Genomic DNA, 24,713 nt, shown 5'->3' on the forward strand with positions numbered 1-24,713 from the left:
TTCACGCATTTGCGATTTTGTAACCTAAAGGTAAGGCATAAGTTTACGTAAACTTTAAAACCAAACCTTATGAAAAATGTATTACAATTATTTTTTGTGTTGTTGTTTACAATGCAATTACATGCACAAGAAAAATCAATATCAGGAGTTGTTAGTGATGAGAATGGTCTACCACTTCCAGCAGCAGTAGTTATTGTAAAGGGAACAACCAACGGGGCTTCAACCGATTTTGACGGGAATTATGCTATAAAAGCAAATGAAAAAGATACTTTAATATTTAGCTATGTTGGCTATGTTAACAAATCTGAAATTGTTGGTAAATCGAATATCATTAATGTTTCCCTACAAGCAGACAATACATTAGACGAAGTGGTTGTTACTGCTTTAGGAATTAAAAGATACAGAAATAAACCTCAGACGGCCATGGAGGTTGTGAGAGCAGCGGAGTTGAATCAATCTTCCAATCCTAATATTATTCAAAGTTTAACTGGTAAAGTTTCAGGACTGCAAATTAACACTAAAAATAAGAATCAAAATCCACCTACTCGTATTGTTCTACGTGGCAATCGTTCTACAGCAGGTAACAATAAAGCGGTAATTGTTATTGATGGTAAAATTGCTTCAGAAGAAGAATTAAGTAAGCTAAAACCTAATAAAATAAAAGAAGTCAATGTTTTAAAAGGAGCAAATGGTGCTGCTTTATATGGAACTAGTGGTGGAAGTGGCGTTATTGTAGTGAACACCAAAAAAGGATCCTATCAAGCGAAGCAACAGTTAAAAGTACTTAATGAATCGTATACAAAAATTCATGAAAATAAATTTAAAACCACAAGTGATTCACCTGTATCTACTTTTTCTATTGATGTGGATAAAGCTTCTTATAGCAATGTTAGAAGAATGATTAATAATGGGCAAAATATTCCTGCAGATGCTGTGAAAATTGAAGAAATGGTAAATTATTTCGATTATGACTATAAGCAACCAACAGGAGAGCATCCTTTTTCAATTCAAACAGAATTAGCAGTAACACCTTGGAATAGCCAAACCAAATTAGTAAAAATAGGTTTACAAGGTAAAACGTATAGCAACCAAGAATTACCAGCAAGCAACCTTACTTTTTTGATAGATGTTTCCGGTTCTATGAGCTCACAAAATAAATTACCTTTATTAAAATCAGCTTTTAAATTATTAGTAAATCAGTTACGTGAACAGGATAAAGTATCCATAGTTGTTTATGCAGGAGCTGCTGGAGTTGTACTAGAACCAACTTCTGGAAAAGATAAAAAGAAGATTTTAAAAGCATTACATAAATTACAATCAGGAGGATCTACTGCTGGAGGAGAAGGCATTGAACTTGCGTATGCTTTAGCAGAAAAGAACTTTAAAAAGAAAGGTAATAACCGAGTGATTCTTGCAACAGATGGCGATTTTAATGTTGGAGCTTCTAGTGATGCCGATATGCAAACCTTAATTGAAGAAAAGCGTAAATCAGGAGTGTTTTTATCTGTTTTAGGATTTGGTTATGGAAACTATAAAGATTCTAAATTGGAAACATTAGCCGATAAAGGAAATGGGAATCATGCATTTATTGATACCATGCAAGAAGCACAAAAAGTGTTTGGAAAAGAATTTGGAGGTACATTGTATACTATTGCAAAAGACGTGAAAATTCAAGTGGAATTTAATCCGAGTAAAGTACAAGCATATAGATTGATTGGATATGAAAATAGAATGCTAGAAAATGAAGATTTTATGGATGATACAAAAGATGCTGGCGAATTAGGTAGCGGACATACAGTAACTGCTTTATATGAAGTGATTCCGGTAGGTGTAGATAGTGCATATTTAAAAAGTATTTCGGATTTAAAATATACAAAAACAGAAGTATCTACTCATTTTCAAGATGAATTATTAACGGTAAAGTTTCGATATAAAAAACCAGATGGTAAGAAAAGCATAGAAATGGTACATGTGCAAAAAGACATCGTTGATACTGCTTCTCCAGATATGCAGTTTGCAGCAGCTGTGGCTTTATTTGGTATGCAATTAAGACAGTCTCAATTCTATAATAATTCGAGTGTTGAAGATGTTATTTCTTTAGCAAAATTAGGTAGAGGAGAGGATACACTTGGTTATCGATCAGAATTTATTAGATTGGTAAAGTCGTATGAAAGTCTGTAATAATTTAAAAGGCATTTGAATATATCAAATGCCTTTTTTTATTTTAAGGTGTTGTTCTATACCTGCAAAACGCCCAAATTAAATTTCTTCTCAATAGGAGCATGGTCTGCAGCTTCAATTCCCATACTAATCCAAGTTCTGGTGTCTAATGGATTGATAACAGCGTCTGTCCAAATTCTGGAAGCCGCATAATAAGGTGATACTTGATTGTCGTATCTATCTTTTATTTTATTAAAAAGTTCTGCTTCTTTTTCTGGTGTAATTTCTTCTCCTTTTTTAAGTAAGGATGCTTTTTCAATTTGTAATAAAACTTTAGCAGCAGAATTACCACTCATTACGGCAAGTTCTGCACTTGGCCAAGCAACAATAAGTCTTGGGTCATAGGCTTTTCCACACATAGCGTAGTTTCCAGCTCCATAACTATTACCAATAATAATTGTGAATTTTGGAACTACAGAGTTACTAACCGCATTTACCATTTTTGCACCATCTTTAATGATTCCTCCATGTTCACTTTTGCTTCCAACCATAAAACCAGTAACATCTTGTAAAAATACTAATGGAATTTTCTTCTGATTGCAATTCGCAATAAAACGCGTCGCTTTATCTGCACTGTCATTATAAATCACACCACCAAACTGCATTTCGCCTTTTGCATTTTTGACTAGTTTTCGCTGATTGGCAACAATCCCAACAGCCCAACCATCAATTCTTGCATAAGCAGTGATAATCGATTTTCCGTAGCCAGCTTTATATTCGTCATACTCCGAGTTGTCTACCAAACGTTTAATAATCTCGAACATATCATATTGATCTGCTCTCGATTTTGGAAGAATTCCGAAAATATCCTCTTGGTTTTCCAAAGGTTTTATTGCTTTCGCTCTATTAAAACCAGCTTTGTCATAATCACCAATTTTATCGATTAGCCTTTTAATAGTATCTAAAGCGTCTTTATCATCTTTCGCTTTATAATCGGTAACACCAGAGATTTCACAATGTGTAGTTGCTCCACCAAGTGTTTCGTTGTCAATACTTTCACCAATTGCAGCTTTTACCAAATAGCTTCCTGCAAGAAAAATACTTCCTGTTTTGTCTACTATTAAGGCCTCGTCACTCATTATAGGTAAATACGCTCCTCCAGCAACACAGCTTCCCATAACTGCAGAAATTTGCGTAATTCCCATGCTACTCATCACAGCATTGTTTCTAAAAATGCGTCCGAAGTGTTCTTTATCTGGAAAAATTTCATCTTGCATTGGTAAATAAACACCTGCAGAATCTACTAAGTATATTATTGGTAATCTGTTTTCTATCGAAATTTCTTGTGCCCGTAAATTCTTTTTTCCTGTGATAGGAAACCAAGCTCCGGCTTTCACTGTAGCATCATTTGCAACAACAACACATTGCTTTCCTTTTACGTATCCAATTTTAACAACTACTCCTCCTGAAGGACATCCACCATGTTCTTCATACATGCCATCTCCTGCAAAAGCACCAATTTCTATGGACTTCGCTTTAGAATCTAATAGGTAATCGACACGCTCTCTAGCGGTCATTTTACCTTTTGCATGATGTTTATCAATACGTTTTTGTCCGCCACCAAGTTTAACTTTGGCGAAACGTTTTGTTAAATCTGATACTAGAAGTTTATTGTGATCTTCGTTTTTATTGAAATTGATATCCATGAATAAAAATTATTTGCTACGAATTTACAAAACCAAACCTTGTATAAAAAATGAATGTTTTGTTAAATAATATTACATGGTAATATGTACCTAGGTAGAGATGTTGTTTTTATAGTATATTTGCTTTCAATTAAAACGAACTGAAAATGAAAAGAGATAAAATTATTTTTTATGTAGCCACAGGATTACTAACATTATTGATGTTATTTTCCGTTAATATGTATTTTTTTAAACATGATGATGTAGCACAAATGTTTACAAGTTTTGGGTACCCAACTTATATTATTTATCCTTATGCTGTAGCGAAACTTTTAGGGTTATTTGCAATTTGGAATCCTAACTTTAAAATTATTAAAGAATGGGCTTATGCAGGTTTTTTCTTTGCCTTCATCTTGGCATTCTTTGCACATTATATGATTGGTGATGGCGGACAAACAGCAGCGTTAGTAGCACTAGTTCTATTAATAGTATCTTATATATTTAACAAAAAAACACAAAACTAATATGAATAAAATAATAGCATTCGCGGGAAGTAATAGTAAAGAATCTATAAACAAGCAATTGGCAATTTATGCAGCTAATTTAGTGGAAGATGCTAATGTTGATGTGTTAGATCTTAATGATTTTGAATTACCCCTTTATGGTATCGACTTAGAGACAGCACATGGTATTCCAGAAAATGCTAAAGCGTTTTTAGAGAAGATAAAATCATCGGATGGTATTGTTCTTTCTTTAGCAGAACATAATGGTGCTTATGCAACCGCATTTAAAAATATTTTTGATTGGATGTCTAGAATGGATGGAAAATTATGGAACAATAAACCAATGCTGCTTATGGCAACTTCTCCAGGAGCAAGAGGAGGAGCAACTGTTTTAGAAATTGCTAAAGGACGTTTTCCTTTTATGGGAGGAAATATTATTGCTGATTTTTCATTGCCTTCGTTTAATGATAATTTTGTAGATGGAAAGATTATTAATGAAGAACTAAATAAAGATATTACTGAAAAAGTAGCCTTGTTTAGTAAATCTCTTTAAGGATGGGAAATATTTCTAAAGAGCTTAATTCTACATTTCCAAACCTTAAGATCAAAGCGATGCTTAACATTATGTTTACGGCAAATTGGATCCACAGTTATCATTATTCTTTTTACAAGCCCTTTAAAATTTCGTCACAGCAATATAATATTTTACGAATTTTAAAAGGAGCAGGAGAAGCTTTAAAAGTGCAGACTATTAAAGAAAGGATGGTTGAAAAATCTCCGAATACTACTCGGTTAATGGATAAACTTTGTGCGAAAGATTTTATCGAACGAATTGCTTGCCCAAGTGATAGAAGAGTAGTGCATATAAAGATTACAAGCCAAGGTCTAAAATTATTAGAAGATATTTCTAAAGCAAACCGTAAAGATTTACTTAAAAACCTAACGGATGACGAAGCAATTCAATTAAGTGATTTACTAGATAAAATAAGATAGAATGATGAGCAATACAGTATTTTGTATGTAACTTATCAAAGTTTAATAACGACATTATATGACTTTTTTAAAAAAATTGTATATTTTTGAAGTATTATGCACGCATAACAAAATTTAGAAAGATCATTATGAAATACAAGCATATTTTTGAACCGTTAGATTTAGGATTTACTACTTTAAAGAATAGAATCTTAATGGGTTCGATGCATACCGGTTTAGAAGAAGAGAAAAACGGATTAGATAAAATAGCTGCTTATTATGCCGAAAGAGCAAAAGGAGGTGTTGGACTAATTGTTACCGGAGGAATATCTCCTAACATACAAGGTTGGACTGGTCCTTTTTCTTCCAGAATGAGTACCAAAAAACATGCACGTCATCATAAAGTAATTACAGATGCTGTGCATAAAGAAGGTGGTAAAATTTGTATGCAGATCTTGCATTCTGGCCGTTATGGCTATCATCCTTTTATTGTAGCTCCTTCTAAAATAAAATCACCAATAACGCCGTTTACGCCTTTTAAACTAAAACAATCTGGTATTAAACGTACTATTAAAGATTTTGTAAACTCGGCAAGACTTTCTAAAGAAGCAGGTTATGATGGTGTAGAAATTATGGGTTCCGAAGGCTATTTAATCAATGAATTTTTAGTAGAAAGAACCAATAAAAGAACAGATAACTACGGAGGGGTTTATGAAAATCGTATGCGTTTACCAATTGAATTGGTAAAACGTACTAGAGAAGCAGTTGGTACAGATTTTATTATTATCTACAGATTATCGATGTTAGATCTTGTAGAGAAAGGAAGTACTTGGGAAGAAGTCGTACAACTTGGTAAAGAAATAGAGAAGGCTGGTGCAACTATTATCAACACAGGTATTGGTTGGCACGAAGCTAGAATTCCAACCATTGCAACATCTGTTCCCAGAGCGGCATTTACTTGGGTTACCAAAAAAATGAAAGCAGAAATTAAGATTCCTCTTATTACTTCTAACCGAATTAATATGCCAGAAACTGCAGAAAAAGTATTGGCAAATGGAGATGCAGATATGATTTCTATGGCACGTCCGTTTTTGGCAGATCCAGAATGGGTAAACAAAGCAGAACAAGAAAGAGCAGACGAAATAAATACATGTATTGGTTGTAACCAAGCATGCTTAGATCACGTTTTTGAACGTAAAGTAGCAAGTTGCTTGGTAAATCCAAGAGCTTGTCATGAAACCGAGTTAGTTTATAGTCCAACAGAAAATAAGAAAAAAATTGCAGTAGTTGGTGCAGGTCCTGCTGGTTTAGCAGCAGCTACCATTGCAGCGCAAAGAGGACATGATGTGACGCTTTTTGATGCCGACAAAGAAATTGGTGGTCAGTTTAATATTGCAAAACAGATTCCTGGAAAAGAAGAGTTTTACGAAACGTTACGTTATTTTAATAAACAAATTGAATTGCATAAGGTCACTGTAAAACTAAACACGAGAGTTACTACAGAAGATTTAATCGTATCTGATTTTGACGAAATAATAATAGCTACGGGAATTAAGCCTAGACAATTAAAAATAGAAGGGATTGATAATAAAAAAGTATTGAGCTATCTCGATGTTTTAAAATTCAAAAAACCTGTTGGAAAACGAGTAGCTGTAATTGGTGCAGGAGGAATTGGTTTTGATGTTTCTGAATATTTATCTCATGAAGGAGAATCTACATCACAAAATATTGATGCATGGTTAAAAGAATGGGGTATTGATAAAACAATGAAAGCACGTTCGGGAATAGAAGGTGTAAAACCTGTTTTTCATCCATCGCCAAGAGAGATTTTTATGTTTAAAAGGAGTAAAGGTAAATTTGGAGGAAACTTAGGAAAAACTACCGGTTGGATTCATAGATCTACTTTAAAAAAGAAGAAAGTACAGTTTATTGGAGAAGTGTCTTATGATAAAATTACGGACAAAGGTTTGCATTATACCCAAAATGAAGAATCAAAAATTTTAGAAGTAGATACTATTGTTATCTGTGCAGGACAAACGCCATTTAAAGAGTTATATCAACCATTATTAGATGCAAATAAAAAGGTGCATGTTATTGGTGGAGCAGATTTTGCATCCGAATTAGATGCAAAAAGAGCCATAAATCAAGGTGCACGATTAGCTGCTTCTTTATAAGGAAAGCCATTTTTATATAGAATATAATTCGTAAACGGTGTAAAAATTATCTAGTACTATTGGTTATTAAACTAACAAAAAACCGATATTTGTATACTAACTAAAATGGAAATAGAAAATGGCAATGAATAAAAATACAGTATTAGCTTGGGCTACATGGATTATGATTTTTGTTGGTTTAGCATTAATTGCTTTAGGAGCATTTAGATATGATGATGTAGCAGGCTGGGGATTCGCAGCAGTAGGAATAGGATTTTTCTCTATTGCATGGGTATTTAATGCTTTAAAAGGAAGAATGTAATTCTAACTTTTTACTGAATTTAAGAATAAAAAAGTATATCAATATATTATACAACGTAAAAATATTATGAGTGACGATAAAAAAGTAATTTTTTCAATGTCTGGTTTAACCAAGACGTTTCCAAGTGCACAAACACCAGTTTTAAAAAATATTTATTTAAGCTTTTTTTACGGAGCAAAAATTGGAATATTAGGACTTAATGGTTCTGGTAAATCTACTTTGCTTAAAATTATTGCTGGAATAGATAAAAATTATCAAGGGGATGTTGTTTTTTCACCAGGCTACACGGTTGGTTATTTAGAACAAGAGCCACAACTGGATGAAGATAAAACCGTTATGGAAATTGTTAGAGAAGGTGCCGCAGAAACAGTTGCCATTCTTGATGAATATAATCGTATTAACGACCAGTTTGGATTAGAAGAAGTATATAGCGATGCCGATAAAATGGAAAAGCTAATGAACCGTCAAGCGGAACTTCAAGATCAAATTGATGCTGCTAATGCTTGGGAACTAGATACTAAACTAGAAATTGCAATGGATGCTTTGCGTACTCCAGATGGAGACAAAAAGATAAGTGTACTTTCTGGAGGAGAGCGTCGTAGAGTAGCTTTATGTCGTTTGCTTTTACAAGAGCCAGACGTATTGTTATTAGATGAGCCTACCAATCACTTGGATGCAGAATCTGTACATTGGTTAGAGCATCACTTAGCACAATATAAAGGTACTGTAATTGCTGTAACGCACGATAGATACTTTTTAGATAATGTTGCAGGTTGGATTTTAGAACTAGATAGAGGTGAAGGAATTCCTTGGAAAGGAAACTATTCTTCATGGTTAGATCAGAAATCGAAACGTATGGCAAAAGAAAGTAAAACAGCTTCTAAACGTCAAAAAACATTAGAACGTGAGTTAGAATGGGTTCGTCAAGGTGCCAAAGGTCGTCAAACCAAACAAAAAGCGCGTTTGAAGAATTATGACAAACTGATGAGTCAAGATCAAAAACAGCTGGACGAAAAGTTAGAAATCTACATTCCTAATGGTCCGCGTTTAGGAACAAATGTTATCGATTCTATTGGTATTAGTAAAGCCTATGATGATAAACTACTTTATGAAGATTTAAACTTCAGTTTACCGCAAGCAGGTATTGTTGGTGTTATTGGACCTAATGGAGCTGGTAAAACCACTATTTTCCGTATGATTATGGGAGAAGAAACACCAGACAAAGGTGAATTTAAAGTCGGAGAAACAGCAAAAATCGCTTATGTAGATCAAAAGCATTCTAATATAGATCCTGAAAAAACAATTTGGCAAAACTTTAGTGATGAGCAGGAATTGGTAATGATGGGTGGAAAGGAAGTCAATTCTAGAGCATATTTAAGCCGATTTAATTTTTCTGGTGGTGAGCAAAACAAAAAAGTAAAACTACTTTCTGGTGGTGAACGTAACCGTTTGCACCTTGCCATGACACTTAAAGAAGAAGGAAACGTATTACTTTTAGATGAGCCAACCAATGATTTAGATGTAAATACATTACGTGCATTAGAAGAAGGTTTAGAAAACTTTGCAGGTTGTGCCGTAGTAATTAGTCACGATAGATGGTTTTTAGATAGAATTTGTACTCATATTCTTGCTTTTGAAGGAGATAGTCAAGTCTATTTCTTTGAAGGTGGATTTAGTGAATATGAAGAAAATAAAAAGAAACGTCTTGGTGGTGATTTAATGCCGAAAAGAATTAAGTATAAAAAGTTAGTGCGCTAATTTGTAAATATTAAGAATAAAAAAACCTGCTAAATGCAGGTTTTTTTATTCTTTATTTTTTGTACAAATGGCCTGAGCCTAATTGGTAATCTGGAATATTTGTAAGATCATTTATTTCAGTAATATTTTTGTCAAAGGCATCCAATTCACGAACTATATCAGACTCATGTTCATAACAATATAGATCTTTCTTTATAAAAAAAGCTAAAACTAAAAATGCCACAACAAAAATAGTGGTACATATAATTTCCATCATTTATTCTTTTTTAGTCGTTTTACTATACAAATGTCCTTCTGTAAAATCTGTATATTCTTTGTCGTCATCATCTAATAAATGATCTGTAGCTTTCATTAGTTTTTCGTTTTCAGATTTTAATTTATAAGATTTTCTTAAAACAACAATTAATACAATAGAAAAGAAAATAACGCTAATACTTAAAAGAGTAACTACACTAGTTTGTTTTATTAAAGCAATAAAATGTGAAGTTATCATGATTCGTTATAGATTGTTTTTGGGCGTAATCAGGTTCAAATATATAAAAAACATTTTAAGTAATGTGTTCATTATTAAAATATTAATACCAATTCAACTGTATAACTTCTATATTCTTATTACTATTATTAACCATAGTTTTAAACAATACCACATCGCTAAAACCTTCAGTGCCTCTAAAATGATAAGGATACACTTGTTTTGGTTTAAATGCTAAAACAGCATTTGCAGCACTTTCAATAGGCATGGTATATGGTAAGTTCATGCAAACAAAAGCTTTATCAATATCTTTTAAAGCACGCATTTCTGGAATATCCTCCGTGTCACCAGAAATATAAATACGTTCTTCTCCAAGAGTAATGACATAACCATTTCCTCTTCCTTTTTCGTGAAATTTTAAAGCTTCTTCTCTTAAATTATACATAGGTATGGCTTCAATAGTATGTTTTTTAACGGTTGTTGTTTTACCATTATCTAGAATAATATGCTCTATAGCATTTAGTTCTGGTAATTTTTCGGCAACTGCTTTTGGCATAACAACAATAGCATTACTTAAATCTAGAGCCTCTAATGTTTCTTCACTTAAATGATCACCATGAATATCTGTTATTAAGACAATGGTTGGTTTCTTTTGACCTTTAAAAGCATCCGATCCACCAACAGGATCTGTATAAATCACAGTATCTCCATACTCTAAAACCATAGTTGCATGATTTATTGGCGTAATTTTTAAGTCGCTTTCTATTTCCGTTTTAACCGCTGTGCTTACTTCTGTTTTAGTTGTTAATTCTGTGGTTTTTTGGCTTTCGTTTTTACAACTAGAAAAAGATAAAAGGGTAATAATAAGTAGTGTAAATGTGTTTTTCATAACTATGCATATATTAGAGTTAAAGATAATAATCGAAAAGCAATTAATTAAATATGTAACAAAACATTATGATTAGCTACTTATATTTTAAACGATTTCGTTTTAGATACTGATATTTTTTATCGAAATTGCTTATCCAAATATAGTTCAACTTAAAACACACAACACAATATGTCTGATGATTTTGATTTATTAGAAACAAGCTCCAACGAGAAAACAGAGAAGGTAGATGTAAATTGGGGAAAAGCCATAGACCAAATGAAGTCTAAGCTGGCACAAGAAGATGATCCAGAAAGTCGTCAGAAAATCTTAAATGCCACATTAGATAATGTTGTAGACATGGCAGAAAAAGACAGAACTACATTATTAGATGCGATTAAAGATTTAACCGACTATCAAGACGAAGTTGGTATTATGTTCGAAGGTTTTTCAGCATTAAACCCAATAGAACAAAAAATTATAGACGACGCTATTAAACGTTTAGAGCGTGCAAAAGTAGAACTAGAAGATGCAAACGCTAAACCAGATACTTTTTGGAATAACCTTTGGGGAAGAAAAGGAAAAATAAAAGATGCAGAACAAGAACTGCAACAAGCACAAAAAACACGTGACGAAGCAGACAATAAAGCAAAAGCATTATTTCAACAACGTATAGAAAGCGCAGATGTACAAACCTTACTAAACGAGCTTTCTTTTAAAAGTCAGGCAGCAGTAAAACGCTTAAAAGACAGGGAAATTGAAATTAAAGAAGTAGAAGAGAGCCTTAAAACAGCTATTGTAGAAGCTTCCAATAACCATACAAAAGCACTACAGAAAAAGAAAGAAGTAGAAGATAAACTAGAAGAGCAATACGCGTTATTAAAACAAGCACGTCAAGCACTAGAAGAAGTAGCAGATAAGCAATCGGAAGAATACTCCAAAGCATTATCGGCAGTAACAATTCTAGAGCAAAAAGTGGAAGAGTTAGAAGGACTTAAAAACGCATACACAACCCTTGCCGCTTCTAAAGACAGTTTTGTACACAAGCATAATTTAACGATTAAAGTATTAACTTCTTTACGTAGTAATTTACAAACGCATCGTGCAAAATTAAAGAGTGATACTGACGAGCGTCTTAAATATTACGATGGTTATGTTGTTGCATTAAAAGCAAGAACAGATCAAGAATTCGCTGCTATTTTAGAACATTTAGGTGTGAAAACCGATGAGCATATTGGGGAAACTTTAGCATCTATGCATACAGCAAGTGCAAAAGCACGTCAAGAAATGATGGATAATATTCCGGTGCATGAAAAAGTAATGCAAGGTGTTTATGGTAGTTATGCAGAGGCTTTAAGCGAGATTAGAGCTAAAGATTCAGCAATCCAAAAGAACTTTGCAGAACGTTACGGAATCGATATGAAAGAAATTTTTGAAGATTATTACAATGCAGATGCAAATGCACCTTCAGGTGGAGGAGATGAACCTGCAGATGCTCCTAAACCAGAAGCTAACGACGACGATTTATTAGGATAGTTTAAAGATGGCATGTCCAACGTAGCTTTTAAAGCGAAGTTGGGCGTTTCCCTCTTTCGCTGAAAAGCTTCAGAGGGTCAGGCTCTCACTACTCGCTCTCTGCGAGGAGCTCAAACAAACCGTTCCATCCTTAACGCAACATTCGTGTAACCTTAAACGAAGAGCCAAAAGCTATAAGCTAATAGCAATACAATGATAGTAACACCTTTAGATTCCGCAGTACTCGACTCCAAAGAGCAATACGTTTTCTATCACAAAATGGTAGATTTTGCACTTAAAGAACTCCTAGTTGCTGTACAACAAAAACAAATATTAAGCGAGCAAGAAATCCTTCTGTTTAAACAATACAGTGATTTACTATTGTATTCGGTAGAAGCAATGCGTGTAAAATACATGTATGACGATGAGGAAAACATGAAAGTAGATTTAACAGATTCTGGTTTTCCAAACTATTTAGAATTTCGTTATCTATTTAACGATTTAGAATTACGCGAAGAATACTTAGGGAAACTGACCAATATTGAAACTTTAAAAGAAGAATTTTTAACGACACTACTTCATAAAAAAGAACCAATATCCAAACGAAAATTATTTCAAGCAGCTTCCATAGTCTATTACGCTTCGGCAAAAAAAGAATATATATTCAATCGTTTTGTACAAGGTAAAATATTAGAAGCACCAGAAAATGCTCCAGGGGAACATCTAGTAAGTTGGAGTTTTTATGATGTATCACATAACCGACCATTTATTTGCTATATGTATTTTGATTATGATGGTAGCGATGTGCAAAAAGAAAGAGACGAAATCTACAAGACGCTTAAAACCGTTGCAGATAGAGACATGAATCTAGATACCATGGCGTATGGTATTGATAAACGCTTACCAAAAGTGTTTCCTAAATTAATAAAACGTGTGGATTTAGGACCAATACATAATGTGTTTGCAAAAGATGAAAATCAAGTAACACACGCTATTTTAGAAGGTATTGCGAGTAAAACCATTCCGTTAAATTCCTATGCCATTTCTTTTAAAATAGATGAACTCAAGTCAGAAAGCGAATTTAAAGAAGGTAGTTTCTTTAGTAAGCAAACCTTTCAAAAATGGGATGCTATTTTTAGACAACGTTACGTATTTGCGCCACATAGAATCATACAATTACTATATAATAAAACACCAGAAATCATGAATAAGTTGGCGAAAGCTCCGATTCAGATTTCAGAATTGATCGTGGATAAATAAGATAAGTGTACAGTCGCAGTCTCCGTTTTCAGTATTGCGATAGTATTACATAATAATAACAAACAGTTTTAGATAAATAAAGTAGTGCAGCGTAAGCAACTGTTTACTGCGACTGAGACTGAAAACTAATAAAATGGAACACAACTCAACATTCCCAATAAAACAAAATGAATTAGATATGCTTCGTGACGAAGCAACTAGTTATATAAAATCGGTGCAATGGGAACAAAGCCAACGTGCAAAAAATAAAGATAAGGACGCAAAAGACGAATCCATATTACTGTATTTGTCACGAGCAAATAACGGAAGCAATGTGAGTTTAACGTCTGTTTCTAAAACGATTTTAGCTTTAAAAAAGCGTTTGTTGCCAGAATCTGTAGCAATTCCTATTCATTTAAATCACACGCTTTACGCAGTTCAAGAAGGAATTACATTGGGTATTTGGATAAAAGATAGTTTTTACGACGCATCTGGTTTATCTACTTTGATAGATAATAGATCTGCTTTAGATAGTGACGGAAAACGAGAATACGAAAGTAAAATGCACACCGCAACGGCATATATGCTTTTTGCTACTGCTTATAAAATTTTATACGATTTAAAACCACATGCTTCCGACGATCTATCGGTTATGAAGCAAAAGTTTGCAGGCATTCCAGAAGTCTCTTTGATTTCACCTTTAAAAGGAATTGCTTGTCAGTTGTTTTATTATGATAAATACCTTTCGCATCCAGATATTATAAAATCGGATAAAGATGTCATCGATTTTACAGTGGTTTATTTTGAAGCATTAATCGATGAAATTCAACTCCGAAAAAGTAGTTTAGAATACACCGAAACCATTGTCGATAGAACCTATAAACTAGAAAAAAGTGATTTTGCAGTTTCTGGTTGGGATAATGTATTTCAAGGAACCGCAAAAAGTATCGAATTCAATAAAATAGAATTCGAACAAATTGTTGGAAACAGAGATGCAAAACACTTTGCAAGACGTTTAACAGAACGTATGCTGAGTTACGATTTTGAAGAAAAAAAGAATCCGTTTCAAGAACTTGGTGGTTTTATGCCTGTTTTTATGGGGTACGGAATTCCGGGAACGGGAAAGAGTATGCTTATTGCAGCTATTGCCACACGATTAAAAATGCATTGCGATAATTTAGATATCCCGTTTTTGTTTCACCCAATGCCAGACACGTTAATTAGTACGTTTCAAGGTGGTTCTGCTGAGAAAATGGTAGAGTGGATGAAGCCTTTACAAGATCCTACCAAATTAATTTTTGCACCAATTGATGATGCCGAAAATAATCTGCAAGAACGTACAGCACAAGGTGTTTCGGCAGGAGTTAAAGAAGTAATTGGTGTATTTTTAAGGTACACAGAAGGTGCTTATGCTGTGAATTATGGAAATAGTTCGGTAGGTTTATTTACCAATCTTCCAGAGATGTTAGATAAAGCGGTTATTTCTCGTGTACAAGGACGATTTAAAATTGATGGAGCAAGAACCGAACACGACTTTTTAGATCAAGATCATTTGTGGTGGCGAAAATTAGATACTACCATGCCAAATTTTGTAAACATGCAAGGTCCAGAAAACTATAGTTATCTGCAAGATCAAGGTTTAGCAAAAAGTATGGGAGAAATTCTAAATGTTTCTAACAAACCAACAGAACAGCGAGTTTTAGATGCCTATGGTAAAGTAGAAAAACATTTTAAAACCAACCATCATTTATTTTATGCGAATCTGTATATGGAGATTCAAAAGATATTTCCATTCTTTTCTTCTCGTGATGTGCGTAATATTCAAAGTGCTGTTTCGCTGCGTTTAACCGATTTCGATTTAGAAGAAGATTGGTTTGATAATCCGGAAATCTATTTCAAAAAAGATTACGATACCAAATTCAATATGCTGCAAGAATTAATGCGTGCCAATATGAAAGGTTTAGATTTTTCAGAAATAAGAAGACAAGAAGTAGTACGCTATTTAGATAATGTGGCAACCATTGCAGATACCGACTTTAAACGAAAAGTAGATGCAAGAGTAAATCAAATGAATATAGATCTAAAAGCAAGAGAGACTTTTGGGAAGTAAGGTTTATGAAAGATGAAGAATTAAATAAAATCATTGATATTCTAGAAATTAATGGTTCGGAAGAACATGGATATTTTGATCTAGATTATGAACGCGTTAATACTAAAGGAGAAGAGTTTTCTGCTTGTATTAGAACCAATAAAGATGGTATTGTCCTGTTTGCTAAAGAATTGTTGATAAGTCTAAAAACTATGAATAATTTAAAAGAAAAAAACGAAGTAATAAAAATTGAGGGAAAAGATTGGTTGGGTTATGACATAAAAGATATGTGTTCATTAATTCAGCCAATTTATAAGAACAGAAGCGAAATAAATATTTCTAAACCTTATAAAAGCAGTTTTAAGGATAATTTAGTAGGTTGGAGTTTTATGTTTTTATTGGGAGTTATGATAGTTTTGTCTATAATCGGAATTATACAAATTATTAATTAGACAGTTAATTAGATTTCAATTTTTATAGAATTTAAATATTAAAAATTCTTAAGTCTATATTTTACGAAGCGGAAATAAGGAAACAAAATGAACAAACTAAAAAACATAACAAACAAAATACTTTCCAATGGATGGGCTACTTTAAATCAAATCGATTACGATTATCAATTTAACGATGGCAGTTGGAAACGCGTATCTAGAGAAAGTTACGATAGAGGCAACGGCGCGTGTATTTTATTATACAACAAAGAAAAAGGGACAGTTATTTTGACGAAACAATTCCGAATGCCAGCCTATGCAAACAACAAAAACGAAGGCATGTCCATCGAAGTTTGCGCAGGAGCAATAGATAATAATGAAGCTCCCGAAGTTTGTATAATTAGAGAAGTGGAAGAAGAAGTTGGTTATAAAATACCAAAAGCAACCAAGGTTTTAGAAGCGTACACTTCTCCAGGAGCCGTTACCGAAAAAATGTATTTGTTTGTTGCAGCATATACAGATGTCATGCAAGTAAATGAAGGTGGCGGATTAGAAAGCGAAAATGAAGAAATTGAAGTTATGGAAGTTCCTTTTACTAAAGCTATTGAGATGATGAACAATCAAACCATTCTGGATGCAAAAACAATTATGTTATTGCAATATGCACAAATACATAATTTGTTAATTCCTGCGTAGGCAGGAATCTCATGAATAAAAAAATAATAGTAACCAGATTACCGTTTTCACCGAAACAAGATGCAAAAATTAAAAAACGCAAATTTATACCAAAGCGAACTAATTCCAATAAGTGGAAAATTAGTAGAGCGTTACAACAAATGCCTAGTGAAATTAGGGTTTGATGCTACTTCGCTCACTCGTTTTTCTATCGACGGAATTGGTTGGAGTCCGGAAATAGCTGCAGAAAAAAAGGACATGCATTACCTAAATCATGGCGATGCAAATCCGCACGGAATCATCATTACACCATTACAAAAAGGAAAACCAGTGTACATTCCGTATCACACTTTCGATCGTGAAATGATGAAATTTGTTTTTAGTACTTACGAAACTAAAATTAATGATATCACCAGAGATTGCGCTATTTGTTTAGATTTCAATCAACATATTGATGCTTTTTATGAGCCGTTAGATGTGCTTAAATACGATACGGTTTCTATAAATTTTCATTTGATAAATGAATTGTATCATGTGCAAAAAAAACAATTTGAACTGATAGAAAAGTTTAAAAGAGGTAATAATTTTATAGACGAAGATTTACAGCAGCAATTATTAAATTCGGCGAAAACCTACGGTGATTTACGTCAGAGAGATTTAGAATTACCAGTATTAGAATTTAAAACAAACTCATTTTATACAAGAGCGCTTGGAGGCGTTTATGTATTGCGAGATTTTATTAGTGAAATTGTAGTTTTCGAAGATAAGGAAAGTTATAAAGAAGCGATAAAAGATACCATTCACGACGTACTAATTTATCATATCGAGCAACCAGAACTCATGGAGAAATTACGTGATCATGTAATCATAGAATGTGATTTAGATAAAGTCATTAAAACTCCACAATACAGTCGTGTGAAGAAAATGATGCTGTATAAGGAATTAAAAGAAACCAAGCATCCTATAAAAGATATTTTAGACGACAATGTGTTATTTCGAAGATATTTAAACACTATCGATGGAGCTGCTTTAAAACGCGTAAATGGCGTAGAGATTTATTTGGAAAAAATGGAACGAAGCAACGCTTTTAAGATTCATGATTTAGTAGATCAAAAGTTTTATGATGCATTGCACCAGCCGCATTCTTCCTTAAATGCAAAACACCAAGATTTAATCTGGAAACTGCTAATTAATGTGTCACCTAAAGATGTGCTGTTTTTATATTGGTACGATAAAGAAGCATTTTATAAAGCCTATCAAACATACAGCGACTCTATGAAAGATTGGGTTATAGAAACAATTAGTAACAATATCTAAAGAAATTAGACTAATTTAGTAGAAGAAACTTTTAACTTTTCACTCTTAACTTTTAACTTAGATTATGACACTAGAACTCATCATATTTATCGCATCCATTTTATTCGGAATCCTTTTGTATTGGAGAGAATCACAAGGAAATGGCGTATATCGCTTTTTTAATAAACTATTTAATGCTAAAGAATTGCAAATGAAGTCTGGTAATAAAAAAGGCTTTGTGTATCAGCAATCCTTATTGTTGCGCATCGTGTTTATTACTTCTTTGTTTTTAGTAGGAATTGTTATCGCACGATTTTTAATTCCTATAGATATTGCGACTATTTCTTTATTTGCTTCTATGATTGTTGGAACCTTAGTAGGAACATACATCGCTAATTTTGTGTTTAAATCAGGAGAAGTGATAGATGAGAAAAGCGAATCTATTGAAGATGTTTTTCATGAAACTATTGAAAAAGGAAAAGATTTTATGGAAGACTTAAAAGAGAAAGGAGAGAAATCTTTTCATAAAACCGAAGATAAGATAGAAGAGATTAAAGAAGATGTAAAGGCGGAAACGAAAAGTGCAAGAGATCGTTTGAAGGATAAAGGATTGATGTAGCAAATTCCTGCGAAAGCAGGAATCTCATAAAAGAAAAATAAACCAAAAAAATAAGATTTCCATTTTCATGGGAATGAAAACATAAATTTTCAATGATTAAAAACTACTGGAGAAAAGGAGGAAAGCAAAAAAGAATAGTAATTATAGGATTACTTGTTTTAATCATCGCATTATTTGTTTTGCGTGACGATTATCAACCAGCTTTACTATTTGTTAGAAAGTACATTTTTGTAATACTTTTAAGTGCCATTGTGCTCTTTTTTGGTTTACGAAGATTTAGAAATTCGGCTTCAGGAGGAACACGAATTGGTGTTTTGGTAATGATGATGCTGTTTTTTGGGATTCTTTATATTGCAGGTTGGCATTTTAAAATGTACGATTATATGAAAACATACAACGTTTTTAATAATCTCAATAAAATAGAAATTAACGAATTGCCTTTAACGCAAAACGAACGTATTCAGCCTTTAAGAAATATTTATTCTATGGCTAACGAAAGTGTTGGAGAAACCAAAGATGTTTCTTTGCCTCATTTAGTTAGAGTGGATGGCTTAAATAAATGGACTATGGCAATCCAACCAACAGAGAAATACGTTTGGCAAGGAATGAGCGATAATACCGAAGAAGTTTTTGCGGTATCCAGTACCACACCTTTTCCTCGTTTTTCTAGTGAAAACAGAATTTCGGTAACTTTTTCTATTGGCGAATCTTTAAAGTTTAGTAGAAATACATACAATGCAGTAGTGCAGCGTTTTAATCCTTGGATGCTATTTAATTACGAACCAAGCGATACGTTTTATATGAAAAATGATTCCGGTAAATGGGTCGAAGTGGTAAGTTTAATTAAGTGGAAAGGTTTCTTATTTCCATATCCAACATTTGGTGGTGTTATGGTTGTAGATAGTGGAGAACACGATTTTAACGATTATCTAGAACGTGTTACTATTGGTAAAGGAACTTTTATTTCACCTGAAGAAATGCAAAACCATCCGTATTTAACGAAGCAGAATACCTTATCGGAAAAAGTTTCTCGTTTACAAGCAGAATCTTTAAAGTTTCTTGGCGGATTTAGTGATCCATTACCATGGAACATGAAAACGGCTGTTAAGATTCCGAATTTGCCAAACGATCAAAATCAGCAACCATTTGTAACCGATTTCGATTTCTCAGATACCAAAGTAAGTGCATATAGTGGTTTATATCACTGGTTCGGTTTAGAGCCCGTTGGTGATGAACGTACCAGTTTAACTTATAGTGTATTTGTTCCTGCAGATGGTACTGATGCTTTGTATTATTATGATCATGCTTCAAAAAAACAAGGGTATGCAGGAGTTTCGGCAATGCCTTTAAAAGTAATAGAGTCTAGAAAAGAATACGATTGGTCGGTTAATAAACCCGTAGAATTTAGACCATATATTAAGGATATCGCTGGTAGAAAACGTATGTTTTTCTTAGGAACTGTTTCTGCTATTAGAGATGAAAGCGCGCAATTTGATGGTTCTGCAACTCCAGATTTAGCTTTAATAGACAGCGAGTACAGAGATGTCGTTTGGATTGATGCAAAACACCCAAGTCAATGGGAGAAAACAGTGTACGACCAATTAAACGAAGCTTGGAGAGCAAGTGAAGGTATTGGTTACTATTTTGTAGACGAAACAAAAACCATAGAAACCGCACAAAAGATTTTAGATTCTATAAAATCTATTCCTGCTGTAGATAAAGAGTCGTTGCAAATTGAAAAGTTACAACGTCAGATTGATTCTATTAAGGGATTGAAAGAAGTGATTAAAGAGGATTAGTTTGTAACATTTTATTATTCTGAATGACTTATAATATAAAGTATATTATGGGTTACATGGGAATGGGTTTACAGCAATGGATTTATGGAATGCAACCTCGTAAGCCATTTTCTGTAGAGCCTAAAAAAACATTTACTGCCTTACCAAAATACAGTAGGACTTTTAAATTACAGCCTTCAAAACCGGTTGGTAATTTTTATATTATTTTTTCCTTATTGCTTTTAAGTTTCTTCGTGGTTGTTGTGTTTGTGAAAAAACCTGCGTTTTTAGAACATGCAAGGAAAGTACAACACCAAAAAACCAAAAGAATAGAAGTCTTTAATAAAGAAGCTTTTTTGTTTTTAATGAAATCGGGGAAAAGTCGTTTGCAGAATAATAATATTATTGGAGCATATTCTGAATTCAAACTAGCGCACAATTTAAGTCCCGAAAATAAAGAAGCAAAGGATTTATTATTTAATACTACCTATATTTTGTGTGAAAATAATAATGCATTCTGTAAAGAGTTGGGTTTATTGGTAAGTAATTTTTAACTCCTATTTCTTCCGATTTTCTTTACGGAAAATCAAAATTCATTCGACTGTTAAAATAAGAGGAGAGCATAAATAATTAGATACATGTTGTTAGAACTGTCACTTCCTTTTAGTTAACAGGAGGTGGATTTCCGGGTAAAGAAATTCAGAGGATTTGTAAAACGCAGTGAAACAATTGTTTACTAACTAAACCTCTCATTTAATTCGGCAACCACCTTTTCAATCTGATTATTCTTTTCTATTCTGTCTAAAAATATAGCTGGCGCTTTTCGTACTTCACAATTTTGAATGGCGCAACGTTCACAAGTAACACCAACATCTTGCGTTATTATCTTTTTGTTTTCCGCAAACTGAAGCTTCTTAAGAAGTTGTTTATTTATTAGTAATCCAATACTGATACTTCGGTAATGGTTTTCTCTAAACGGATCTTTAGTGGCCGAGGAAAGCACTAAATACTTCATATTATCACTTGGGTAATTCGATATTTGCATATCAAAAACATGTTCTTTATTGTTGTTGCTAATTTCTTTTAATACATGTAAAGAAACCCAACGTCGACAATAACTTTCATTGGTTTCATTGGCACGAGGAGAATGTTGATGCGATAAATGTAGCTCTTTTTTAAGATGATATTTATCGGTTCCAGCTTTATGCGTAAATCGTAAAAAGAATAAATTCTGAATATTAAATTCTTTAGGTAGAATATTCGTTAAACGTTGGTAAAAAGATTCTGGCGAAGCATTAAAACTTTGCATTGTTTTTTCAAAAAGCGAAGTGTCAAAAGTCTTTTTATTAAAAATAGTTTTTAGTTTTTCTGTGATTAATGCTTTTGGTAAAATTAATGCTCCTGCAAAATACGAAGCATAAAAATTATTTAGCACCTGATCAAAATTCTCAAATTTAATCCAAGAGAACGTGTATAATCTATCTTCTAATTTTAAATAATTATAAGCCAATTCTTTCGCGTAAATAAAAGTACGTTGTGCATCATCAATTTCACTTGCTAATAGTAAGTTTTTGTTTTTCGGCACAAACACAGAACGCAAATTATCTAAGCTTTTATGTTTGTCTAATTCGTTATTATGAATGGTATAACCGTATTCTTCCACTAAAATATCTTCCAGGTCTTTAGAAGTAATCGGTTGCGTTAGATCGATTTGATAGGCTTTAGCGAAAGCAATAACACTTTCCTCTAAATCATTAAAATAATTATTATTTGCTTCTTGGTATGAACGAAGCGAAGCTAAGTAAAAACTTTCCTTACTAAAGTTATAATGCTGTGCAATTTCAATAATGGTACTTATAAAAGCATTCACTTTTGCAGGAGCATTCGCTACAATTTCTATCAAGGTACTTTCTTTGATTCCGAAGACTTCTAACGGAATTTCTTTTAAAATCTTGGACTGAAGAATCTCACCAATAGGAGCGAGGTTCTTATCTAGTTTTAGAGATACCATTTGATCATAAGGGATATCTAATTTCTCCGAAAGTGTTGCGATTTTATCCGGTTTTGGATATTTTTTTCCTTTTTCAATTTCGTTTAAATACGATTTTGAAAGTCCAGAAAGTTTCGATAAACCAAAAAGCGATAAATCCTTGTCTGTACGTATTTGCTTGAGTTTCAAGCCAAATATGAGCTTTATATATTCTTCTTCCATAATTATAAAATCAAAGATACAAAATATTGCGAACTTTATAAAAAAAGAGGATTTGTAAAATTTAGCGAACGTTCGCTTGTTTTATTGAAAAGTTTGTTTTAATATTGTAGAGTAAAATCATAACAACATGGAAAACACACTTTTAAAACAAACGAAGATCCAATTCGCGAAATCCGTGAAAAATTACTATCCTGAAATTTTAACCGATAATGCGCTAGCTTTTATAACTGCTTTACATGAAAAGTTTAATTCGAAAAGATTAGAGTTATTAAGTAGAAGAGAACAAGAACAAGAAGTTTTTGATACTGGAAAGTTTCCAGAGTTTCCTAGAGAGACTAAAAACATTAGAGAAGGCGAATGGACTGCAGGAAGAATTCCTTTAGACATGCAAGACAGACGTGTAGAAATTACAGGTCCTGTCGATAGAAAAATGATCATTAACGCCTTAAACTCTGGAGCAAAAACGTTTATGGCCGATTTAGAAGATAGTAATGCACCAACTTGGTCGAATACTATTGAAGGACAGCAAAACTTAATAGATGCCAATAATAAGACGATTTCTTTATATGATTCTAGAAAAGATAAGTCGTACCAATTAAATAGTAAAACAGCGGTTTTATTAGTAAGACCAAGAGGTTTACATTTAAACGAAAGACATATTCTTATTAATAATGAAGAGGCTTCAGGAAGTTTAGTAGACTTTGGTTTATATGTTTTTCATAATACAAAATCCTTGATGGAAAACGGAACGGCTCCTTATTTTTACCTTCCAAAATTAGAACATTACTTAGAAGCACGTTGGTGGAATGAGGTATTCACTTTCGCTGAAGATTATTTAAATGTGCCACAAGGAACCTTTAAAGCAACCGTTTTAGTAGAAACGATTACGGCAAGTTTTCAGCTAGACGAAATTATTTATGAGTTGAAAGAGCATATTGTAGGTTTAAATTGTGGTCGTTGGGATTATATTTTTTCCTATATCAAGAAATTTAGAAACCATCCAAATTTCGTAGTTCCTAATCGTGATCAGGTTACGATGACTACGCCATTTATGGATGCATATTCAAAATTGGTTATTCAACGTTGCCATAAAAGAGGAATTCTTGCTATTGGTGGAATGGCAGCTCAAATTCCGATTAAAAATAATGAAGAAGCAAATGCTGCGGCTTTAGAAAAAGTTAGAAAAGACAAAGAACGTGAAGTTAAAAACGGACACGATGGTACTTGGGTTGCACATCCAGATTTGGTTGCCGTTGCTATGCAAGAATTTAACAAATACATGCCAACACCAAACCAATTAAATGTGCTTCGTGAAGATGTACATATTACCGCTGAAGATTTAGTCGAAATCCCTCAAGGTACCGTAACCGAAGCAGGAATTAGAAAAAATATTAACGTTGGTATTTTATATACCGAAGCTTGGCTGCGAGGTCATGGCGCAGTAGCATTATATAATTTAATGGAAGATGCTGCAACTGCCGAAATATCCAGAACACAAGTCTGGCAATGGCTAAAAAACGAAGTCCAACTAGAGGATGGTAGATTATTTACAAGATCTTTATTTGATGCTATTTTTGATAGTGAAGTCGAAAAAATCATTACCATAATTGGTCAAGATAAAATAGAGGATACCAAGTTTGAATTGGCAATTGAGTTGTTTGAAAGATTAGTAACACAAGAAAAATTTGAAGAGTTTTTAACACTTTCAGCATACCAATACATTTAACCCATAGTATACAATAGAAAATCTATTACAGCTTGGAGCTACTGCAAATACTATCGCTGCGCAGCGCCTTTTATTTTCACCATAACAATGCTATGCTAAAAATAAAAAACACTAGTATTTATTGTATCTCCAAACTTCACAACGAAGTTCTATCGCATACTAAGGGTAAAAAAAAAAAGTCTCGCAACTACTGCAATAGTTTGCGAGACAACAATATCAAAATCTAGAAAAAAATCTTAA

At 33.1% G+C, this 24,713-nt stretch carries 22 protein-coding genes; 17 read left to right on the plus strand and 5 right to left on the minus strand.

Translation table 11 applies throughout. The features are described 5' to 3' along the window. Positions 1–69 precede the first annotated feature (69 nt). Positions 70–2,181 carry a VWA domain-containing protein gene (locus FG167_RS12715; RefSeq protein WP_203458616.1) on the plus strand — a complete coding sequence of 704 codons (2,112 nt, stop codon included), beginning with the start codon at positions 70–72 and terminating at the stop codon, positions 2,179–2,181. 56 nt (positions 2,182–2,237) lie between these two features. Here the strand turns inward: FG167_RS12715 and FG167_RS12720 are convergent, their stop codons facing one another. Next, positions 2,238–3,866, minus strand: coding sequence for an acyl-CoA carboxylase subunit beta (locus FG167_RS12720; RefSeq protein WP_203458617.1), 1,629 nt, complete (start codon positions 3,864–3,866; stop codon positions 2,238–2,240). A 146-nt stretch (positions 3,867–4,012) separates the two neighbouring features. Between FG167_RS12720 and FG167_RS12725 the strand changes: the two genes are divergently transcribed. The 6 genes from FG167_RS12725 (at position 4,013) to ettA (ending at position 9,553) form a co-directional block, all read left to right on the plus strand. Further along, positions 4,013–4,369: a DoxX family protein gene (locus FG167_RS12725; RefSeq protein WP_203458618.1), complete on the plus strand. Its 357-nt coding sequence runs from the start codon at positions 4,013–4,015 to the stop codon at positions 4,367–4,369. Between the two features lies 1 nt (position 4,370). Beyond that, positions 4,371–4,901 carry an NADPH-dependent FMN reductase gene (locus FG167_RS12730; protein WP_203458619.1) on the plus strand — a complete coding sequence of 177 codons (531 nt, stop codon included), beginning with the start codon at positions 4,371–4,373 and terminating at the stop codon, positions 4,899–4,901. Positions 4,902–4,903: 2 nt separating this feature from the next. After that, positions 4,904–5,341 carry a MarR family winged helix-turn-helix transcriptional regulator gene (locus tag FG167_RS12735; RefSeq protein WP_203458620.1) on the plus strand — a complete coding sequence of 146 codons (438 nt, stop codon included), beginning with the start codon at positions 4,904–4,906 and terminating at the stop codon, positions 5,339–5,341. Positions 5,342–5,469: 128 nt separating this feature from the next. After that, positions 5,470–7,494 (plus strand): NADPH-dependent 2,4-dienoyl-CoA reductase, encoded by a 2,025-nt coding sequence (locus tag FG167_RS12740; RefSeq protein ID WP_203458621.1) that lies wholly within the window; start codon positions 5,470–5,472, stop codon positions 7,492–7,494. Between the two features lie 118 nt (positions 7,495–7,612). Continuing rightward, positions 7,613–7,795 carry a CAL67264 family membrane protein gene (locus FG167_RS12745; RefSeq protein WP_055444644.1) on the plus strand — a complete coding sequence of 61 codons (183 nt, stop codon included), beginning with the start codon at positions 7,613–7,615 and terminating at the stop codon, positions 7,793–7,795. Positions 7,796–7,861: 66 nt separating this feature from the next. Next, positions 7,862–9,553 carry an energy-dependent translational throttle protein EttA gene (gene ettA, locus FG167_RS12750; protein ID WP_203458622.1) on the plus strand — a complete coding sequence of 564 codons (1,692 nt, stop codon included), beginning with the start codon at positions 7,862–7,864 and terminating at the stop codon, positions 9,551–9,553. Between the two features lie 52 nt (positions 9,554–9,605). On the opposite strand, the gene FG167_RS12755 is transcribed toward ettA, so the two are convergent. The 3 genes from FG167_RS12755 to FG167_RS12765 all read right to left on the minus strand — a co-directional run bounded on the left by FG167_RS12755 (position 9,606) and on the right by FG167_RS12765 (position 10,914). Next, positions 9,606–9,809: a hypothetical protein gene (locus FG167_RS12755; RefSeq protein WP_203458623.1), complete on the minus strand. Its 204-nt coding sequence runs from the start codon at positions 9,807–9,809 to the stop codon at positions 9,606–9,608. Continuing rightward, positions 9,810–10,046, minus strand: coding sequence for a hypothetical protein (locus FG167_RS12760; protein WP_203458624.1), 237 nt, complete (start codon positions 10,044–10,046; stop codon positions 9,810–9,812). It lies immediately after the preceding gene. An 82-nt stretch (positions 10,047–10,128) separates the two neighbouring features. Next, positions 10,129–10,914, minus strand: a complete 786-nt coding sequence (locus FG167_RS12765) for an MBL fold metallo-hydrolase (protein WP_203458625.1) — start codon at positions 10,912–10,914, stop codon at positions 10,129–10,131. A 171-nt stretch (positions 10,915–11,085) separates the two neighbouring features. Here FG167_RS12765 and FG167_RS12770 point away from each other — a divergent pair, with 171 nt between their 5' ends. From FG167_RS12770 to FG167_RS12810, 9 genes are all read left to right on the plus strand, one after another. Continuing rightward, the gene (locus FG167_RS12770; RefSeq protein WP_203458626.1) at positions 11,086–12,429 is read left to right on the plus strand and encodes a microtubule-binding protein; all 1,344 of its coding nucleotides are present in this window, start codon (positions 11,086–11,088) and stop codon (positions 12,427–12,429) included. 192 nt (positions 12,430–12,621) lie between these two features. Next, positions 12,622–13,668: a hypothetical protein gene (locus FG167_RS12775; RefSeq protein ID WP_203458627.1), complete on the plus strand. Its 1,047-nt coding sequence runs from the start codon at positions 12,622–12,624 to the stop codon at positions 13,666–13,668. A 133-nt stretch (positions 13,669–13,801) separates the two neighbouring features. After that, entirely contained in the window at positions 13,802–15,757 is a 1,956-nt protein-coding gene (locus tag FG167_RS12780) for an AAA family ATPase (RefSeq protein ID WP_203458628.1), read from the plus strand. A gap of 5 nt (positions 15,758–15,762) precedes the next feature. After that, positions 15,763–16,188: a hypothetical protein gene (locus FG167_RS12785; RefSeq protein ID WP_203458629.1), complete on the plus strand. Its 426-nt coding sequence runs from the start codon at positions 15,763–15,765 to the stop codon at positions 16,186–16,188. Positions 16,189–16,275: 87 nt separating this feature from the next. Next, positions 16,276–16,863 (plus strand): NUDIX domain-containing protein, encoded by a 588-nt coding sequence (locus tag FG167_RS12790; protein ID WP_203458630.1) that lies wholly within the window; start codon positions 16,276–16,278, stop codon positions 16,861–16,863. 60 nt (positions 16,864–16,923) lie between these two features. Next, a complete protein-coding gene (locus tag FG167_RS12795) occupies positions 16,924–18,159 on the plus strand; it encodes a DUF6638 family protein (RefSeq protein ID WP_203458631.1) in 1,236 nt (411 codons plus the stop codon). 64 nt (positions 18,160–18,223) lie between these two features. Then, on the plus strand, positions 18,224–18,757 hold the full coding sequence (locus FG167_RS12800) for a hypothetical protein (protein ID WP_203458632.1): 534 nt from the start codon (positions 18,224–18,226) through the stop codon (positions 18,755–18,757). Positions 18,758–18,849: 92 nt separating this feature from the next. Then, entirely contained in the window at positions 18,850–20,556 is a 1,707-nt protein-coding gene (locus tag FG167_RS12805) for a hypothetical protein (protein WP_203458633.1), read from the plus strand. Between the two features lie 23 nt (positions 20,557–20,579). Next, complete coding sequence (locus FG167_RS12810) at positions 20,580–21,089, plus strand: hypothetical protein (RefSeq protein WP_203458634.1); 510 nt, start codon at positions 20,580–20,582, stop codon at positions 21,087–21,089. Positions 21,090–21,271: 182 nt separating this feature from the next. On the opposite strand, the gene FG167_RS12815 is transcribed toward FG167_RS12810, so the two are convergent. Then, positions 21,272–22,747 (minus strand): helix-turn-helix domain-containing protein, encoded by a 1,476-nt coding sequence (locus FG167_RS12815; protein WP_203458635.1) that lies wholly within the window; start codon positions 22,745–22,747, stop codon positions 21,272–21,274. Between the two features lie 127 nt (positions 22,748–22,874). On the opposite strand from FG167_RS12815, the gene aceB reads away from it, so the two are divergent. Then, on the plus strand, positions 22,875–24,473 hold the full coding sequence (aceB, locus tag FG167_RS12820) for a malate synthase A (protein WP_203458636.1): 1,599 nt from the start codon (positions 22,875–22,877) through the stop codon (positions 24,471–24,473). The last annotated feature ends 240 nt before the right edge of the window (positions 24,474–24,713 follow it).

It is taken from the genome of Lacinutrix sp. WUR7, from assembly GCF_016864015.1.
Taxonomy (GTDB): Bacteria; Bacteroidota; Bacteroidia; order Flavobacteriales; family Flavobacteriaceae; genus Oceanihabitans.

Bases quoted from the DNA above. Each gene is read 5' to 3' on its own strand.
- FG167_RS12805 (WP_203458633.1), top strand. From the start codon at position 18,850: ATGATTAAAAACTACTGGAGAAAAGGAGGAAAGCAAAAAAGAATAGTA.
- aceB (WP_203458636.1), top strand. From the start codon at position 22,875: ATGGAAAACACACTTTTAAAACAAACGAAGATCCAATTCGCGAAATCC.
- FG167_RS12745 (WP_055444644.1), top strand. From the start codon at position 7,613: ATGGCAATGAATAAAAATACAGTATTAGCTTGGGCTACATGGATTATG.
- FG167_RS12785 (WP_203458629.1), top strand. From the start codon at position 15,763: ATGAAAGATGAAGAATTAAATAAAATCATTGATATTCTAGAAATTAAT.
- FG167_RS12720 (WP_203458617.1), bottom strand. From the start codon at position 3,866: ATGGATATCAATTTCAATAAAAACGAAGATCACAATAAACTTCTAGTA.
- FG167_RS12800 (WP_203458632.1), top strand. From the start codon at position 18,224: ATGACACTAGAACTCATCATATTTATCGCATCCATTTTATTCGGAATC.
- FG167_RS12725 (WP_203458618.1), top strand. From the start codon at position 4,013: ATGAAAAGAGATAAAATTATTTTTTATGTAGCCACAGGATTACTAACA.
- FG167_RS12735 (WP_203458620.1), top strand. From the start codon at position 4,904: ATGGGAAATATTTCTAAAGAGCTTAATTCTACATTTCCAAACCTTAAG.
- FG167_RS12740 (WP_203458621.1), top strand. From the start codon at position 5,470: ATGAAATACAAGCATATTTTTGAACCGTTAGATTTAGGATTTACTACT.
- ettA (WP_203458622.1), top strand. From the start codon at position 7,862: ATGAGTGACGATAAAAAAGTAATTTTTTCAATGTCTGGTTTAACCAAG.
- FG167_RS12715 (WP_203458616.1), top strand. From the start codon at position 70: ATGAAAAATGTATTACAATTATTTTTTGTGTTGTTGTTTACAATGCAA.
- FG167_RS12810 (WP_203458634.1), top strand. From the start codon at position 20,580: ATGACTTATAATATAAAGTATATTATGGGTTACATGGGAATGGGTTTA.
- FG167_RS12775 (WP_203458627.1), top strand. From the start codon at position 12,622: ATGATAGTAACACCTTTAGATTCCGCAGTACTCGACTCCAAAGAGCAA.
- FG167_RS12755 (WP_203458623.1), bottom strand. From the start codon at position 9,809: ATGATGGAAATTATATGTACCACTATTTTTGTTGTGGCATTTTTAGTT.
- FG167_RS12760 (WP_203458624.1), bottom strand. From the start codon at position 10,046: ATGATAACTTCACATTTTATTGCTTTAATAAAACAAACTAGTGTAGTT.
- FG167_RS12815 (WP_203458635.1), bottom strand. From the start codon at position 22,747: ATGGAAGAAGAATATATAAAGCTCATATTTGGCTTGAAACTCAAGCAA.
- FG167_RS12790 (WP_203458630.1), top strand. From the start codon at position 16,276: ATGAACAAACTAAAAAACATAACAAACAAAATACTTTCCAATGGATGG.
- FG167_RS12765 (WP_203458625.1), bottom strand. From the start codon at position 10,914: ATGAAAAACACATTTACACTACTTATTATTACCCTTTTATCTTTTTCT.
- FG167_RS12770 (WP_203458626.1), top strand. From the start codon at position 11,086: ATGTCTGATGATTTTGATTTATTAGAAACAAGCTCCAACGAGAAAACA.
- FG167_RS12780 (WP_203458628.1), top strand. From the start codon at position 13,802: ATGGAACACAACTCAACATTCCCAATAAAACAAAATGAATTAGATATG.
- FG167_RS12795 (WP_203458631.1), top strand. From the start codon at position 16,924: ATGCAAAAATTAAAAAACGCAAATTTATACCAAAGCGAACTAATTCCA.
- FG167_RS12730 (WP_203458619.1), top strand. From the start codon at position 4,371: ATGAATAAAATAATAGCATTCGCGGGAAGTAATAGTAAAGAATCTATA.